This is a genomic window from Streptomyces sp. NPDC055243, from assembly GCF_044544025.1.
Classification (GTDB): Bacteria; Actinomycetota; Actinomycetes; order Streptomycetales; family Streptomycetaceae; genus Streptomyces.
In genome coordinates, this window is the sequence record NZ_JBITWR010000006.1 from 463,925 (window position 1) to 480,176 (window position 16,252).

16 protein-coding genes are annotated in these 16,252 nt (G+C 71.5%); 11 read left to right on the top strand and 5 right to left on the bottom strand.

The genetic code is table 11. The features are described 5' to 3' along the window. The first annotated feature begins 99 nt into the window (after positions 1-99). The 11 genes from hrcA to ACIGXX_RS20685 all read left to right on the top strand — a co-directional run bounded on the left by hrcA (position 100) and on the right by ACIGXX_RS20685 (position 12,530). Complete coding sequence (gene hrcA / locus ACIGXX_RS20635; RefSeq protein WP_351160429.1) at positions 100-1,116, top strand: heat-inducible transcriptional repressor HrcA; 1,017 nt, start codon at positions 100-102, stop codon at positions 1,114-1,116. Further along, on the top strand, positions 1,117-2,253 hold the full coding sequence (gene dnaJ / locus ACIGXX_RS20640) for a molecular chaperone DnaJ (protein ID WP_351160426.1): 1,137 nt from the start codon (positions 1,117-1,119) through the stop codon (positions 2,251-2,253). 156 nt (positions 2,254-2,409) lie between these two features. Beyond that, on the top strand, positions 2,410-3,507 hold the full coding sequence (locus tag ACIGXX_RS20645) for a nitronate monooxygenase (protein WP_351160424.1): 1,098 nt from the start codon (positions 2,410-2,412) through the stop codon (positions 3,505-3,507). Next, the gene (locus ACIGXX_RS20650; protein WP_366461937.1) at positions 3,504-4,253 is read left to right on the top strand and encodes a 16S rRNA (uracil(1498)-N(3))-methyltransferase; all 750 of its coding nucleotides are present in this window, start codon (positions 3,504-3,506) and stop codon (positions 4,251-4,253) included. The genes ACIGXX_RS20645 and ACIGXX_RS20650 overlap by 4 nt, the downstream gene beginning before the upstream one ends. A 27-nt stretch (positions 4,254-4,280) precedes the next feature. Continuing rightward, the gene (locus ACIGXX_RS20655; RefSeq protein WP_351160419.1) at positions 4,281-4,673 is read left to right on the top strand and encodes a VOC family protein; all 393 of its coding nucleotides are present in this window, start codon (positions 4,281-4,283) and stop codon (positions 4,671-4,673) included. Positions 4,674-4,948: 275 nt separating this feature from the next. Beyond that, a complete protein-coding gene (locus ACIGXX_RS20660) occupies positions 4,949-5,503 on the top strand; it encodes a hypothetical protein (protein ID WP_351160417.1) in 555 nt (184 codons plus the stop codon). An 86-nt stretch (positions 5,504-5,589) separates the two neighbouring features. Further along, entirely contained in the window at positions 5,590-8,820 is a 3,231-nt protein-coding gene (locus ACIGXX_RS20665) for a S41 family peptidase (protein ID WP_399977613.1), read from the top strand. Positions 8,821-9,069: 249 nt separating this feature from the next. Next, entirely contained in the window at positions 9,070-9,423 is a 354-nt protein-coding gene (locus ACIGXX_RS20670; RefSeq protein ID WP_351160414.1) for a histidine triad nucleotide-binding protein, read from the top strand. 6 nt (positions 9,424-9,429) lie between these two features. After that, entirely contained in the window at positions 9,430-10,338 is a 909-nt protein-coding gene (locus tag ACIGXX_RS20675) for a ribonuclease Z (RefSeq protein ID WP_399977497.1), read from the top strand. A 13-nt stretch (positions 10,339-10,351) separates the two neighbouring features. After that, positions 10,352-11,353: an adenosine deaminase gene (locus ACIGXX_RS20680; protein ID WP_351160409.1), complete on the top strand. Its 1,002-nt coding sequence runs from the start codon at positions 10,352-10,354 to the stop codon at positions 11,351-11,353. A gap of 73 nt (positions 11,354-11,426) precedes the next feature. Next, complete coding sequence (locus ACIGXX_RS20685; RefSeq protein WP_399977500.1) at positions 11,427-12,530, top strand: carbohydrate kinase family protein; 1,104 nt, start codon at positions 11,427-11,429, stop codon at positions 12,528-12,530. Between the two features lie 64 nt (positions 12,531-12,594). Here ACIGXX_RS20685 and ACIGXX_RS20690 read toward each other — a convergent pair whose 3' ends face one another. From ACIGXX_RS20690 to ACIGXX_RS20710, 5 genes are all read right to left on the bottom strand, one after another. Then, on the bottom strand, positions 12,595-12,948 hold the full coding sequence (locus ACIGXX_RS20690; RefSeq protein WP_351160402.1) for a cytidine deaminase: 354 nt from the start codon (positions 12,946-12,948) through the stop codon (positions 12,595-12,597). Positions 12,949-13,011: 63 nt separating this feature from the next. Next, positions 13,012-13,368 (bottom strand): MmcQ/YjbR family DNA-binding protein, encoded by a 357-nt coding sequence (locus ACIGXX_RS20695; protein ID WP_351160400.1) that lies wholly within the window; start codon positions 13,366-13,368, stop codon positions 13,012-13,014. Then, the gene (locus ACIGXX_RS20700) at positions 13,365-14,663 is read right to left on the bottom strand and encodes a hemolysin family protein (protein WP_351160397.1); all 1,299 of its coding nucleotides are present in this window, start codon (positions 14,661-14,663) and stop codon (positions 13,365-13,367) included. The genes ACIGXX_RS20695 and ACIGXX_RS20700 overlap by 4 nt, the downstream gene beginning before the upstream one ends. A 4-nt stretch (positions 14,664-14,667) precedes the next feature. Next, complete coding sequence (gene ybeY, locus ACIGXX_RS20705; protein ID WP_351160395.1) at positions 14,668-15,165, bottom strand: rRNA maturation RNase YbeY; 498 nt, start codon at positions 15,163-15,165, stop codon at positions 14,668-14,670. A gap of 13 nt (positions 15,166-15,178) precedes the next feature. After that, positions 15,179-16,213 carry a PhoH family protein gene (locus tag ACIGXX_RS20710; RefSeq protein WP_351160392.1) on the bottom strand — a complete coding sequence of 345 codons (1,035 nt, stop codon included), beginning with the start codon at positions 16,211-16,213 and terminating at the stop codon, positions 15,179-15,181. Between the last annotated feature and the right edge of the window lie 39 nt (positions 16,214-16,252).

Genomic DNA, 16,252 nt, shown 5'->3' on the forward strand with positions numbered 1-16,252 from the left:
ACACTGGGCGGGGTGTTGGCTGGCACTCGCCCGACAAGAGTGCCAGGCGAGGCCGCAGGACAGGCAGGTTTCAGGGCAAAAAGGTGGAGGTGTGCGCGGATGCTCAGTGAACGCAGGCTCGAAGTGCTGCGCGCCATCGTCCACGACTATGTCGGCACCGAGGAGCCCGTCGGCTCCAAGGCGCTCACCGAGCGGCACAGCCTCGGGGTCTCCCCGGCCACGGTCCGCAACGACATGGCGGCGCTCGAGGAGGAAGGGTTCATCGCCCAGCCTCACACGAGTGCGGGGCGCATCCCGACGGACAAGGGGTACCGCCTCTTCGTCGACCGGCTAGCGGGCGTCAAGCCGATGGCGGCGCCGGAGCGCAGGGCCATCCAGAACTTCCTCGACGGCGCCGTCGACCTCGACGACGTGGTCGCGCGTACGGTGCGGCTGCTCGCGCAGCTGACCCGGCAGGTCGCGGTCGTGCAGTACCCGTCCCTCACGCGGTCGACGGTGCGGCACGTGGAGCTGCTCTCGCTGGCTCCGGCCCGGCTGATGCTCGTACTGATCACGGACACGGGCCGGGTCGAGCAGCGCATGATCGACTGCCCCGCCCCGTTCGGCGAGACCTCGCTGGCGGATCTGCGGGCGCGGCTCAACAGCAGGGTCGCGGGGCGCCGCTTCGCGGACGTGCCGCAGCTGGTGCAGGACATGACGGAGTCCTTCGACGCGGAGGACAGGGGCACGGTGGCGACGGTGCTCTCCACGCTCCTCGAAACCCTCGTCGAAGAGACCGAAGAGCGGCTGATGATCGGCGGAACGGCCAATCTCACCCGCTTCGGACATGACTTTCCCCTCACCATCAGGCCCGTCCTGGAGGCTCTTGAGGAGCAGGTCGTCCTGCTCAAGTTGCTTGGCGAGGCCACGGATTCGGGCATGACCGTACGGATCGGTCACGAGAACGCCCATGAGGGACTCAGCTCCACTTCCGTGGTCTCCGTCGGCTACGGTTCGGGCAGCGAGGCAGTAGCCAAACTCGGCGTGGTCGGCCCGACCCGCATGGACTATCCGGGAACGATGGGAGCAGTACGCGCAGTGGCACGTTACGTCGGACAGATCCTGGCGGAGTCGTAAGTGGCCACGGACTACTACGCCGTACTAGGCGTGCGCCGCGACGCTTCCCAGGACGAAATCAAGAAGGCCTTCCGAAGGCTGGCGCGTGAGCTTCACCCGGACGTGAATCCGGACCCGAAGACTCAGGAGCGCTTCAAGGAGATCAACGCCGCGTACGAGGTGTTGTCGGACCCGCAGAAGAAGCAGGTCTACGACCTCGGCGGCGACCCGCTGTCCCAGGCGGGCGGCGGCGGTGCGGGCGGTTTCGGAGCCGGTGGCTTCGGCAACTTCTCGGACATCATGGACGCGTTCTTCGGGACGGCGTCGCAGCGTGGCCCCCGGTCGCGCACGCGCCGTGGCCAGGACGCCATGATCCGGCTCGAGATCGACCTGGACGAGGCGGCCTTCGGGACCACCAAGGACATACAGGTCGACACGGCGGTCGTCTGTACGACCTGCAGCGGTGAAGGTGCCGCGCCGGGGACATCCGCCCAAACGTGTGACATGTGCCGCGGTCGCGGCGAGGTGTCGCAGGTCACGCGGTCCTTCCTCGGCCAGGTCATGACCTCGCGGCCGTGCCCGCAGTGTCAGGGCTTCGGCACGGTCGTGCCCACCCCGTGCCCGGAGTGCGCCGGCGACGGCCGCATCCGGTCGCGGCGGACGCTCACCGTGAAGATCCCCGCCGGTGTCGACAACGGCACGCGGATCCAGCTCGCGGGCGAAGGCGAGGTCGGCCCCGGCGGCGGCCCCGCCGGAGACCTGTACGTGGAGATCCACGAGCTGCCGCACGCCGTGTTCCAGCGGCGCGGGGACGACCTGCACTGCACGGTCACCATTCCGATGACGGCCGCGGCCCTGGGCACCAAGGTGCCCCTGGAGACGCTGGACGGCATGGAAGAGGTCGACATCCGGCCGGGCACGCAGTCCGGCCAGTCGGTGCCGCTGCACGGCAGGGGCATCACGCACCTGCGGGGCGGCGGGCGAGGTGACCTCATCGTGCACGTCGAGGTCCTCACGCCGAGCAAGCTGGACGCGGAGCAGGAGCGGGTCCTGCGGGAGCTTGCGCAGCTGCGCGGCGAGGAGAGGCCCACGGGGCAGTTCCAGCCGGGACAGCAGGGTCTGTTCTCGCGCCTCAAGGACGCGTTCAACGGGCGGTAGCGCCTCAAGCAGTGCCTCTTGGCGCCCCCGGCAGCGGATACCCCGTGCCGGGGGCGCCTTGTCGTCCGCGGGTCATTTGTGGTTGCTCGCGCCGTTCCCCGCGCCCCTGCCGGGGCGCGATTCGGTCGGTCGCAAAGGTCGTGGCACGATGCGGTTATGTCCTCCGCGCTGACCGATCTCTGCCGCCTTCCGATCGTGCAGGCCCCTATGGCGGGCGGGGCTTCTTGCCCCCAGCTCGCCGCGGCCGTGTCCGAGGCCGGGGGGCTCGGCTTCCTCGCCGCCGGGTACAAAACCGCCGACGGGATGTACCAGGAGATCAAACAGCTGCGGGGGCTCACGAGCCGCCCGTTCGGCGTGAACCTCTTCATGCCGCAGCCCGAGTACGCCGATGCCGCGGCCGTCGACGTCTACCGCAACCAGCTCGCCGGTGAGGCCGCCTGGTACGAGACGCAGCTCGGCGATCCGGACAGCGGCCGCGACGACGGCTACGACGCCAAGCTCGCGATCCTCGTCGAGGACCCGGTGCCGCTGGTGTCGTTCACCTTCGGATGCCCCACGCGCGACGTCTTCGACGCCTTCGCGCGGGTCGGCACGGTCACCGTCGCCACCGTCACCACGCCCGAAGAGGCGCAGACCGCCCAGTGGTCGGGCGCCGACGCCGTGTGCGTGCAGGGCATCGAGGCGGGCGGCCACCAGGGCACGCACCGCGACAACCCCGAGACGGACGGCGCCGGGCTCGGCCTCCTCTCGCTCATCGCGCAGGTGCGCGAGACCGTGCAGATCCCCGTCGTCGCGGCCGGCGGCCTGATGCGCGGCTCGCAGGTCGCCGCGGTGCTCGCCGCGGGCGCGGACGCCGCGCAGCTCGGCACGGCCTTCCTGGTCTGTCCCGAGTCGGGCGCGAACGTCCTGCACAAGCAGGCCATGACCAACCCGTTGTTCACCCGGACCGAACTGACCCGCGCCTTCTCCGGCCGCCCCGCGCGCGGCCTGGTCAACCGCTTCATGCGGGAGCACGGTCCGTACGCCCCCGCCGCCTACCCCCAGATCCACCACCTCACCAGCGGCCTGCGCAAGGCCGCCGCCAAGGCCGGTGACGCGCAGGGCATGGCGCTGTGGGCGGGGCAGGGCCACCGCATGTCGCGGGAGCTTCCCGCCGGGCAGCTCGTGGAGGTCCTCGCCGCCGAACTGGCCGAGGCGAAGGCCGCGTTGGCGGCCGAAGGGCAGCAGGGGACCCAGCCGGGGAGCGAGGCGTGACCGCGCCCGTCTTCGTCGTCGAGACCTTCGGGAACACTGCCGCGGGCGGCGACGGACGCTACGTACTCGACGGCCCCGAAGGGCGGCACGCCGTCTCCGTGAAGCGGCTGCACGCCGGTGAGGACGTCGTCCTGACCGACGGCGCCGGCCGCTGGGCCGACTGCGTGGTCCTGGACACCGAGGGCAAGGACCGGCTGGTCCTGCGGATGGACCCCGTACAGGAGGAGGCGCCGCAGGAGCCCCGGATCACCGTCGTGCAGGCGCTGCCCAAGGGCGACCGCGGGGAACTCGCCGTCGAGACCATGACGGAGACCGGCGTCGACGCGATCGTGCCCTGGTCCGCGGCGCGCTGCATCACGCAGTGGAAGGGCGAGCGCGGACTCAAGGCGCTCGGCAAGTGGCGTGCCACGGCGCGCGAGGCGGGCAAGCAGTCGCGCCGGGTGCGCTTCCCCGAGGTGGCAGAGGCCGCGACGACCAAGCAGGTGGCGGCGCTGCTCGGCGGCGCCGACTTCGCCGCGGTCCTGCACGAGGAGGGCAGCGAGCCGCTGGCCACGGCGGACCTTCCCGCCGCCGGGCACATCGTCCTGGTGGTCGGCCCCGAGGGCGGGGTCTCCCCGGACGAGCTCGCGGCGTTCGCGGCCGCGGGGGCCAGGCCGTACCGCCTGGGGCGTAGCGTGTTGCGTACGTCGACCGCGGGGACGGCGGCGGCCGCGCTGCTCCTGGGGCGCACGGGCCGCTGGTCCTGAAACCCCGCGCCGGGTAAGGGGGTTGCCGTGGAACTGGCCCAAGTGCGCCTGCTCGTATCGGACTTCAGCGCCTGCTACCACTTCTACGCCGACGTCCTCGGCCTCAAGCCGCAGTCGGGGGCGGTGGACGGACCGTACGAGAAATTCAGCCCGGCGACCGGCTCCGCGGGGATCGCCCTCCAGGACCGCTCGATGATGGCCGAACTCCTCGGCGAACTGGAGGAGTCGGCCACCGGGCACCGCTCGCTCGTGGTGCTGCGGGTCGACGGCCTCGACGCGTACTGCGCACGGATCGCGGGGCGCGGCGGAGTCGTCGTCCAGGGCCCCGCGCCCCTGACGGACCGCATGCGCGTCGCCCATCTCAAGGACCCGGAGGGGAACTTGGTGGAGTTGCAGGAGTGGCTGCTGCTGCGCGGCTGAGGGCGCCGTCGCGCAGGCGGACGGCTCCGGGCGCGTAGAGGTTGAGCCACTTCCGGTCACGGAGACGGCCGTCCTCGCCGTACGCCGCCCTCGCCGTACAGGGCGGGTGCGCGTTGCCCGGCGCGTTCTTTTGCGTGGGCCTGGCCTCCCTGGGCGTTCGGAGTGGACGCAAAGGGGACTATCGTCAGGCGGCTCGCAGTGGCACTCTGCCGCGTATGGGGGCATTGAGGCGCTTAAGCGATCGTGCGGTGGACGTGTGCGGACGGCGCCGACGGGTGCTGTATGCCGTCGGGTTCGCGGGGGCGGCAGTGATCGGGGTCGCCGCGTGCGATCCCGTCGACAGCGAGATGAACACCGCGGCCATCGCGATCACCACCGACGAGATGGCGACCAAGGAGCTGGAGCGGCAGCATCTCGACGTGCTGTGGATCAGCTGTACCGCCCGCTTCAAGGAAAGGGTCACGCCGTCCAGCGGTTCTCCCGACCGCGACGCGGCCGCCACCGTCGACTGCCAGGGGCAGGCCAGGAACGGCAAGGGGTCCGACAACACCAGTGACATCACCGTCAAGGGGACGGTGTGGTCCGTCGTCGACGGGCACTGCGTGCGCGGGAACCTGACCGCCAAGGTCGACAACAAGGAGTGGTTCCGGGTGGACGTGCTCGGCGACTGCTCCGGCGGTGACAACGGCGACAACGGCGGAGGGAACGGGGGCGGTGACACGCCGGTCGAGCCGGACGAGCCGGATCAGCCGCCCGGCGCGACCGTCACGGTGACCGTCGCGCCGCCGGGGACGCCCGACCCGACCTGCTCCTGCTTCAAGGGCAAGTGAACCGTGGCGACTTGCCCGCGGACACGGGCAAGTGATCCAAAACGCTGTCCGGGTCCGCCGAGGCTGCCTAGGCTGGCTGTGTGACACTGACTGGGCACTCTGCGTATCTACGGTTTCCGCATCTGCGCGGCGAGTTGATCGCCTTCACCGCCGAGGACGACGTCTGGGTCGCGCCCCTCGACGGCGGCCGGGCATGGCGCGTCAGCGCCGACAACATGCCGGTGAACCACCCCCGCATCTCCCCGGACGGGACGACCATCGCCTGGACGTCCACGCGGGACGGCGCCCCCGAGGTGCATGTCGCCCCGGTCGACGGCGGCTCCTCCAGACGCCTGACGTACTGGGGCAGTTCGCGCACCGCGGTGCGGGGCTGGACCCCGGACGGGCGGGTCCTCGCGGTCAGCACGGCCGGCCAGGCCTCCCTGCGCCGCAGCTGGGCGCGGGCCGTCCCGCTGGACGGCGGGCCCGCGGACACGCTGCCGTACGGCGTCGTGGGCGATGTCGCGCACGGCCCGCGGGACGGCCAGATCCTGCTGCTCTCCGCGCCGATGGGGCGCGAGGCCGCCTGGTGGAAGCGGTACCGCGGCGGCACGGCGGGCAAGCTCTGGATCCGGCGCGGGGACGTGGACGATGCGGCGGGCGGCGAGGCCCGCTTCGTACGCGTCCATGAAGAGCTCGACGGGAACATCGAGTATCCGCTGTGGGTGGGAGAGCGGATCGCCTTCCTCTGCGACCACGAAGGCGTCGGAGCCCTCTACTCCTCGCTGCCCGACGGCTCCGACCTGCGCCGCCACACCGGCACCGACGGCTTCTACGCCCGGCACGCCGCGACCGACGGCACCCGCGTCGTGTACACCTCGGCGGGCGAACTCTGGCTCCTGGACGACCTGGTGGACGCCGAGCCGCGCCGCGTCGACGTCCGTCTGGGCGGTCAGCGCACCGACCTCCAGCCGTTCCCCGTGAGCGCGGCGCGCTGGTTCGGTGCCGCCGCTCCCGATCACACGGCGCGGGGCAGTGCCGTCTCCGTGCGCGGCGGGGTGCACTGGGTGACCCACCGCGAGGGGCCCGCCCGCGCGCTCGCCGCCGAGCACGGGGTGCGCGCACGGCTGCCGCGCACGTTCCGCGTGGACGGCGAGGAGCACGTGGTCTGGGTGACGGACGCGGAGGGCGACGACGCGCTCCAGTTCGCGCCGGCCACGGGGCTCTCGCCGGGGGCGACGCCGCGCAGGATCGCCGCGGGGCAGCTGGGCCGGGTGCTCACCATCGCCATCGCCCCCGACGGCAGCAGGGCCGCCGTCGCCTCGCACGACGGGCGGGTGCTCCTGGTGGAGCGGGAGAGCGGGGAGGTGCGCGAGGTCGACCGCGGGGAGCACGGGGACGCCACCGGGCTCGTCTTCTCGCCGGACTCGGCCTGGCTCGCGTGGTCGCACCCGGGGCCGCGTCCGCTGCGCCAGCTGAAGCTGGCGAACACGGCCGATCTCTCGGTGTCCGAGGCGACGCCGCTGCGGTTCCGCGACTACGCGCCCGCGTTCACGCTCGACGGCAAGCATCTGGCGTTCCTGTCCGCGCGTGCCTTTGATCCGGTGTACGACGAGCACGTCTTCGACCTGGCTTTCGTCGGCGGCTCGCGGCCGCACCTGATCACGCTGGCGGCCACCACTCCCTCACCCTTCGGGCCGCAGCGGCACGGGCGCCCCTTCGAGGCCCCCGACAAGGACGAGACCCCGGACAGCGAGGGCTCGCCCGTCACCCGCATCGACCTCGACGGGCTCGCCGACCGCATCGTGCCGTTCCCGGTCGAGGCCGCCCGCTACTCGACCCTGCGGGCCGCCAAGGACGGCCTCCTGTGGCTGCGGCACCCCGTGCGGGGCGTCCTCGGCGCCTCCCGCGCGACCCCCTCGGACCCCGACCCGCGCACCGAGCTGGAGCGGTACGACCTGGTGCAGCAGCGCATCGAGGAACTGGCTTCGGACGCCGACCACTTCGCCGTCAGCGGCGACGGGAAGCGGGTGCTGCTGTGGGCCGACGGAAAGCTGAAGGTGGTGCCGAGCGACCGGCGGGCCTCCGGCGACGAGAGCTCCGACTCGAACATCACCGTCGACCTCACGCGCGTGCGCCAGACCGTCGACCCCGCCGCCGAGTGGCGCCAGATGTACGACGAGGCGGGGCGCCTCATGCGGGACAACTTCTGGCGGCCGGACCTGGGAGGGGTGGACTGGGACGGGGTGCTCGACCGCTACCGCCCGGTCCTCGACCGGGTGGCCACGCACGACGACCTCGTGGACCTGCTGTGGGAGGTCGCCGGGGAGCTGGGCACGTCGCACGCGTACGTCATGGGCGGCGGGGGCTGGGGGAGTTCGGCCGTGCGGCAGGGGCTGCTCGGGGCAGATGTCTCGCGGGGCGAGGACGGGGCGTGGCGCATCGACCGGATCCTGCCGTCGGAGACGTCGGACCCCTCCGCCCAGTCACCGCTCGCGGCGCCGGGGGTGGCGGTGCGGGTGGGCGACGCGTTGCTGGCGGTCGCGGGGCGGCCGGTGGACTCGGTGACGGGGCCGGGGCCGCTGCTGGTGGGTACGGCGGGGAAGCCGGTGGAGCTGACGGTGTCGCCCGCGGGGGGCGGTGACCCGCGGCACGCGGTGGTGATCCCCGTCGACGACGAGGAGCCGTTGCGGTACCACGCCTGGGTGGTGGACCGGCGTGCGTACGTCCACGAGCGGTCAGGTGGGCGGCTCGGGTATCTCCACGTGCCGGACATGCAGGCTCCCGGCTGGGCGCAGATCCACCGGGACCTGCGGGTGGAGGTGGCGCGGGACGGTCTGGTGGTGGACGTACGGGAGAACCGCGGCGGGCACACGTCTCAGCTGGTGGTGGAGAAGCTGGCCCGCAAGATCGTGGGCTGGGACCTGCCGCGGGGCGCGCAGCCCTTCAGCTACCCGGCGGACGCGCCTCGGGGTCCGGTCGTCGCTGTCGCCAACGAGTTCTCCGGTTCCGACGGGGACATCGTGAACGCGGCGATCAAGGCGCTGGGGATCGGGCCCGTGGTGGGGACGCGGACCTGGGGCGGGGTGGTGGGGATCGACAGCCGCTACCGGCTGGTGGACGGGACGCTGGTGACGCAGCCGAAGTACGCGTTCTGGCTGGAGGGGTACGGGTGGGGGGTCGAGAACTACGGCGTTGACCCGGACGTGGAGGTGGTGACGACCCCGGAGGACTACGCGGCGGGCAGGGACCCCCAACTGGACGAGGCGATCCGCCTGGCCCTCTCAGCCCTGGAGACCACGCCGCCCAAGGCGGCGCCGGAGCTGCCGGGAGTGTGAGGGCGGCGCGGGGCGGGTCTGGTCAGTGGGTGGGTGCGGTGCCGCGCCGGTATGTCCGTCCTCGCTATCGTCCGGCCCCTCCTGAGCGCTGCCGACTGCGGGCATTCGGGTGGGTGGGAAAGCTTGTTCGTTCAGAGGTGGATGCGGGTGCCTGGGAGAGGTGGGGGCTGAGGGGAGCGGTCAGGCGGGGGCGCAGCCCGGATAGCATGCGGGGGGCCCGATACAACCTGCTCAGACCGGAGGCGCCCCATGGCGGGAGAACCGCAGGCAGACTGCCTGTTCTGCAAGATCGTCGCGGGTGACGTACCCGCGACCGTCGTCAGGGAGACGGACACGACCGTCGCCTTCCGGGACATCAACCCGCAGGCCCCCACCCACGTCCTCGTCATCCCCAAGGCGCACTACCCGGACGCCGCCTCCCTCGCCGCCGCCGAACCCGCCATCGCCGCCGACGTCCTGCGCGAGGCCGGCGAGGTCGCCGCGGAGGAGAAGGCGGAGAGCTATCGCATCGTCTTCAACACCGGCTCCGGCGCCGGGCAGACCGTCTTCCACGCGCACGCCCACGTCCTCGGCGGACGCGGCCTGCAGTGGCCTCCGGGATAACCCACCTTGTCCGTACGCGAATTGGTGGTCCTCGGCACCGCGAGCCAGGTCCCCACCCGGCACCGCAACCACAACGGATACGTCCTGCTCTGGGACGGGCAGGGCATCCTCTTCGACCCCGGCGAGGGCACCCAGCGCCAGATGCTGCGTGCCGGGGTCGCCGCGCACGACCTGCACCGGATCTGTGTCACGCACTTCCACGGCGACCACTCGCTGGGGCTGCCCGGTGTCATCCAGCGGATCAATCTCGACCGCGTCCCGCATGACGTGACCGTGCATTTCCCGCTCTCGGGGCAGCACTTCTTCGACCGGCTGCGGTACGCCACCGCCTACCGGGAGACGGTCTCGCTCGTCGTCGAACCCGTCGCCGGTGACGGGCCCCTGGCCGTCGCCCCCTCCTTCGTCCTCGACGCCGTCAGGCTCTCCCATCCCGTCGAGTCCTTCGGCTACCGCCTCACCGAGCCCGACGGGCGGCGGATGGTGCCCGAGCTGCTCGCCGCGCGCGGCATCTCCGGGCCCGACGTGGGGCGCCTGCAACGCGAGGGCGCGCTGGGGGACGTCACGCTCGACGAGGTGAGCTCCGTGCGGCGGGGGCAGCGGTTCGCCTTCGTGATGGACACCCGGCTGTGCGACGGCGTCCTCGCCCTCGCCGACGGCTGCGACATGCTCGTCATCGAGTCCACCTTCCTTGACGAGGATGTGCAACTCGCCTCTGATCACGGGCATTTGACCGTGGGGCAGGCCGCCCGGGTCGCCATGGACTGCGGAGTCCGTCATCTCGTACTGACCCATTTCAGTCAGCGTCACCCCGACCCCGGCGTATTCGAGCAGCAGGCCCGGGATGCGGGATTCGACGGTGAACTCACCGTCGCGCAAGACCTGTTGCGTGTACCTCTGCCCAAACGAACCACCTGAGTGAGCCGCCGCCATGCCCCTTCCCAAAGCCGAACTCCACCTCCACATCGAGGGGACGCTCGAACCCGAGCTGGCCTTCGCCCTCGCCGCCCGCAACGGCGTCACCCTCCCGTACGCGGACACCGAAGCGCTGCGCAAGGCCTATCTCTTCGACGACCTGCAGTCCTTTCTCGATCTGTACTACGGGTTGATGGCCGTCCTGCTCACCGAGCAGGACTTCGAAGAGCTCGCCGACGCCTACCTCGCGCGCGCCGCCCAGCAGGGCGTGCGGCACGCCGAGATCTTCTTCGACCCGCAGGCGCACATGGTGCGCGGCGTCGGTATCGGCACCGTGATGGAGGGGCTCGGGCGCGCCCTGGAGCACAGCGAGGAGCGGCACGGGATCACGACCCGGCTCATCATGTGCTTCCTGCGGGACCAGTCCGCCGAGTCGGCGCTGGAGACCCTGGAGGCCGCCAAGCCCCATCTGCACCGGATCGTGGGCGTCGGGCTCGACTCCGCCGAGGTCGGGCACCCGCCCGCCAAGTTCCGCGAGGTGTACGAGGCGGCTGCCGCGCTCGGCCTGCGCCGGGTCGCGCACGCCGGCGAGGAGGGGCCGCCCGCGTACATCACCGAGGCCCTGGACGTCCTGGGCGTCGAGCGCATCGACCACGGGCTGCGGTGCATGGAGGACCCGGAGCTGGTGGAGCGGCTGGTGCGGGAACGGATTCCGCTCACCCTCTGCCCGCTGTCCAACGTCCGGCTGCGCGCCATCGACGTACTCGAAGAGCACCCGCTGGCGCGGATGATGGACGCCGGGCTGCTGTGCACCATCAACTCCGACGACCCCGCGTACTTCGGCGGCTACGTCGACGACACCTTCCACGCGGTGCGGGAAGCCCTGGGGATCGACCAGGAGCGGCTGCGGGAGCTCGCGCGGAACTCCTTCGAGGCGTCGTTCCTCGACGGGAGCGCCGAGGACGAGGCGCTGCGGGCGAAGTACCTCGCCGAGGTCGCGGCCCATTCGTTCGACTGATGGGCCGCCGGGGCCGAGCTTCGACCCGTCCGTCGTTCGGCCCCCGATGGTCTCCATCCGTTACGTTGCCTGCATGGTCGTACCCCTCAAACCCAGCATCGACCCGCTCAAGGGAGCCCGCAGAGCAGGCGATCCGCCCTGCGACGTCTTCCTCACCGGCACGGTCTTCCTCGACATCATCTTCACCGGCCTCGACTCCGCGCCGGTGCGCGGCACCGAGTCCTGGGCCCGCGGAATGGGGTCGAGCCCCGGTGGCGTCGCCAACATGGCGACCGCCCTCGCCCGCCTCGGGCTGCGCACCTCGCTCGCGGCGGCCTTCGGGGACGATCACTACGGGGAGTACTGCTGGGACGCGCTCGAACAGGGCGAGGGCATCGACCTCGCGACCTCGCGCACCGTGCCCGGCTGGCACTCCCCGGTGACCGTCTCCATGGCGTACGAGGGCGAGCGGACCATGGTCAGCCACGGGCACGAGCCGCCGCCCGACGCGGAGTCCCCGGACGGTGGCGCCCCGGCCTGCCCGCCACGCGCGCGTGCCGCCGTCGCCTCCCTGACGCCCGGCACGCGCGCGCCGTGGATCGCCGAGGCCGCGCGCTCGGGCACGCGGATCTTCGCCGACGTGGGCTGGGACGACACCGGGCGCTGGGATCTGGCGGGGCTCGCCGACCTGGAGCACTGCGAGGCGTTCCTGCCGAACGCGGAGGAGGCCATGCGCTACACGCGGACCCAGTGCCCCCGGGCCGCCGCGCGGGCGCTGACCGAGCACGTTCCGCTAGCCGTGGTGACGCTGGGCGCCGAAGGGGCGTACGCGGTGGACGGGCGGACCGGCGAGACCGCCGAGGTCCCGGCCATCGCGGTCGAGGCCCTCGACCCGACGGGGGCCGGTGATGTCTTCGTGGCGGGCTTCGTGACCGGCACCCTGGCCGACTGGCCCCTCGCGGACCGGCTCGCCTTCGCGGGGCTCACGGCGGCGCTCTCGGTGCAGGAGTTCGGGGGGTCCCTGTCGGCGCCTGGCTGGGCGGAGGTCGCCACGTGGTGGCGGACCGTGCGCGAGGTCGACGACCAGGACCCGATGGCGCTGCGGCGCTACGGCTTCCTGGAGGGCCTGCTTCCGGAGGCCACCCGTCCGTGGCCGCTGCGCAGGGCCGTGCCCACGATCGGCTTCCGGTCCGCGTAGGGGCCGCTGTGCCCATGGGCGCGCCTGGCGCCCATGGGCACAGCGGGGAACGTCAGGGGAAGCGTCAGCCGGCCTGGGCCCGCACCCGGACCTCTCCGTCGGGCCCCGCCAGGAACACCGGCGTCCCGGCTCCACCGAGGTCCGCCACGGCGGCGAGGTCCTCCGCGGAGAGCTCCTCCTCGGCGGAGACGACCGCCGCCGCCTCGAGGGACTCGGCCCCGGACGCCACCGCCATGGCCACGGCGGTCCGCAGCGCGGAAAGCTTCAGCGAGGCGAGCGCGACGGTCCCGGCGACGTACGTACGCCCCGTCTCGTCCCGCACAGCGGCTCCCTCGGCCACCCCGTTCCGCGCCCGTGCCGAACGAGCCAGCGTAACGATCTTCCGGTCCTCAGCGTCAAGCGCAGCACTCTCGGTCATACGCCGAGCATACGGAGCACGGAGGGCCGTACGGCCACCGGGCCCGCGCACGCGGCGCGACGCCTAGGGCCGGTCGAGCCGCAGGCGCACCGCCTTCGGCAGACCCGCGACCACCAGGTCGTACGAATCCTCGATCAGCTCCCGGACCTGCGGGTCCGGGAGGTGCGCGTCCACCGTCACGGTGTTCCAGTGCCGCTTGTTCATGTGCCACCCCGGCACGATCTCCGGGTGCGCGGCGCGCAGCTGGACCGCCATGTCCGGATCGCACTTCAGGTTCACGGTCAGCGGCTTCCCGTCCAGCGAGCTCAGCGCGAACATCTTCCCGGCGACCTTGAAGACCGAGGCATCGGGACCGAACGGGAACTCCTCCACCACGTCGTTGAACGACAGGCAGAACGCGCGCAGCTCCTGCGGGGTCACGACGTCTCCTGCTCCGCGTCCGCCGGCGCGACCGGCTCCACGAGCACCGTCACGATCTTGTTCCGCCGCCCGGCGGCGGATTCCGCGGTGAGCCGCAGCTCACGCCCGTCCGGCAGCGGCACGAGCGCCGAGGCCCCGGCGATCGGCACCCGGCCGAGCGCCTTGGCGAGCAGGCCGCCGACCGTCTCGACGTCCTCGTCGTCGAACTCGTCGAGCCCGAAGAGCTCGCCGAGGTCACCGATGTCGAGGCGTGCGGTGACGCGGTAGCAGCCGTCGTCGAGCTCCTCGACGGGCGGCAGTTCACGGTCGTACTCGTCGGTGATCTCGCCGACGATCTCCTCCAGGATGTCCTCGATGGTGACGATGCCGGCCGTGCCGCCGTACTCGTCGATGACGACGGCGACGTGATTGCGCTCCTGCTGCATCTCGCGCAGCAGGTCGCCCGCGTTCTTCGTGTCGGGCACGAACGTCGCCGGGCGCATCGCCGTCGACACCAGGTCCGACTCGCTGTCGCGGTTGATGTGCGTCTTGCGGGCCAGGTCCTTCAGATACACCATGCCGACGACGTCGTCCTCGCTCTCGCCCGTCACCGGAATCCGCGAGAAACCGGAGCGCAGGGCGAGGGTGAGCGCCTGACGGATCGTCTTGAAGCGCTCGATGGCGACCAAGTCCGTCCGGGGCACCATGACTTCGCGGACGAGGGTGTCGCCGAGCTCGAAGACGGAGTGCACCATGCGGCGCTCGTCGTCCTCGATGAGGGATTCCTTCTCGGCGAGGTCGACCATCGCGCGCAGCTCGGCCTCGGAGGCGAACGGGCCGCGCCTGAAGCCCTTGCCGGGCGTGAGCGCGTTGCCGATGAGGATCAGGAGCGGCGGGATCGGGCCCATGACGCGGGCCAGCGGCAGCAGTACGTACGCCGCGGCGGTCGCCGTGTTGAGCGGGTGCTGGCGGCCGATGGTGCGCGGCGAGACGCCCACGGCCACGTACGAGACGAGGACCATCACCGCGATGGCGACCGCGAGCGCCTCCCAGGTCTCGGGGAACTCCTTCAGGCACGCGTACGTCACCAGGGACGCCGCGGCCATCTCGCACGCGACGCGCACGAGCAGCGCCACGTTGAGATAGCGGGTGGGGTCGGCGGCGACCTGCGCGAGCTTCGCGCTGCCGCGCCGACCGGAGCGCACCGCCTCCTCCGCCCGGAAGCTGGAGGTGCGGGCGATGCCCGCCTCCGCGCAGGCGGCGAGCCAGGCGACGACGATCAGGGCGACGGCGCCCGCGATCAGCTGGAAACTCATGGGCCTAGGAGACGGTCGGCGCGGGAGAGGGCCCGGTCAGGCCGTTCTCACCACGCCAGCCGTCGACGATGGCCGCCTGGAGACCGAACATCTCGGCCTTCTCGTCCGGCTCCTCATGGTCGTACCCGAGCAGATGGAGCACTCCATGGACGGTGAGCAGCTGGAGCTCCTCGTTCATGGAGTGCTCCGTGGGAGCTTCCCGGCCCTGCTTGAGCGCGACCTCGGGGCAGAGCACGATGTCGCCGAGGAGGCCCTGCGGGGCCTCCTCCTCGTCCTTGGCGGGCGGGCGCAGCTCGTCCATCGGGAAGGACATGACGTCCGTCGGTCCCGGCAGGTCCATCCACTGGATGTGGAGCTGCTCCATGGCGTCCTCGTCCACGACGATCACCGAGAGCTCGGAGAGCGGGTGGATGCGCATCCGCGCGAGGGCGTAGCGGGCGATGTCGAGGATCGCCTGCTCGTCGACCTCGGTTCCGGATTCGTTGTTGACGTCGATCGACATGGTGCGGCTTCCGCTACTTCCCGTTTTTCTGGTTCTGCTGACTGTCGTCGTACTTCTCGTACGCGTCGACGATACGGCCGACCAGCTTGTGCCGTACGACATCGTGGGACGTGAGCCGCGAGAAGTGCACGTCGTCGATGCCCTCCAGGATGTCCTGGACCTGCCGCAGACCCGACTTGGTGCCGTTCGGCAGGTCGACCTGCGTGACGTCACCCGTGATCACGATCTTCGACTCGAAGCCGAGGCGGGTGAGGAACATCTTCATCTGCTCGACGCTGGTGTTCTGCGCCTCGTCCAGGATGATGAACGCGTCGTTCAGCGTCCGGCCGCGCATGTACGCCAGCGGGGCCACCTCGATGGTGCCCGCCGCCATCAGGCGCGGGATCGAGTCCGGGTCGAGCATGTCGTGCAGCGCGTCGTACAGCGGACGCAGGTACGGGTCGATCTTTTCGTAGAGCGTGCCCGGCAGGAAGCCGAGCCGCTCGCCGGCCTCGACGGCGGGGCGAGTCAGGATGATGCGGTTGACCTGCTTGGCCTGCAGGGCCTGCACGGCCTTGGCCATGGCGAGATACGTCTTGCCGGTGCCCGCGGGGCCGATGCCGAACACGATCGTGTTCTTGTCGATGGCGTCGACGTAGCGCTTCTGGTTGAGCGTCTTGGGGCGGATCGTGCGGCCCCGGGACGAGAGGATGTTCTGCGTGAGGACCTCGGCCGGGGTCTCCTGGCCGTCGCCCTCGCCCGCCTCGTCCGCCCTGAGCATGGCGATCGAGCGTTCCACTGCGTCCTCCGTCATCGGCTGACCGGTGCGGAGCACCAGCATCATCTCGTCGAACAGACGCTGGATGAGGGTGACTTCATGGGCCTCACCGACAGCGCTGATCTCATTGCCCCGGACATGGATGTCGGCCGCCGGGAAGGCCTTTTCGATCACGCGCAACAGGGCGTCTCCGGAACCGAGCACCGTCACCATCGGATGGGTCGCCGGAACGGTGAAGTGTGCTCGCGACTGGCCCTGGGCAGGGGTAGGAGCTGTGGGTGTCTGAGTCATGGGCCGGCACTATGGCCTGCTCATCCTCCTCATGCGGGG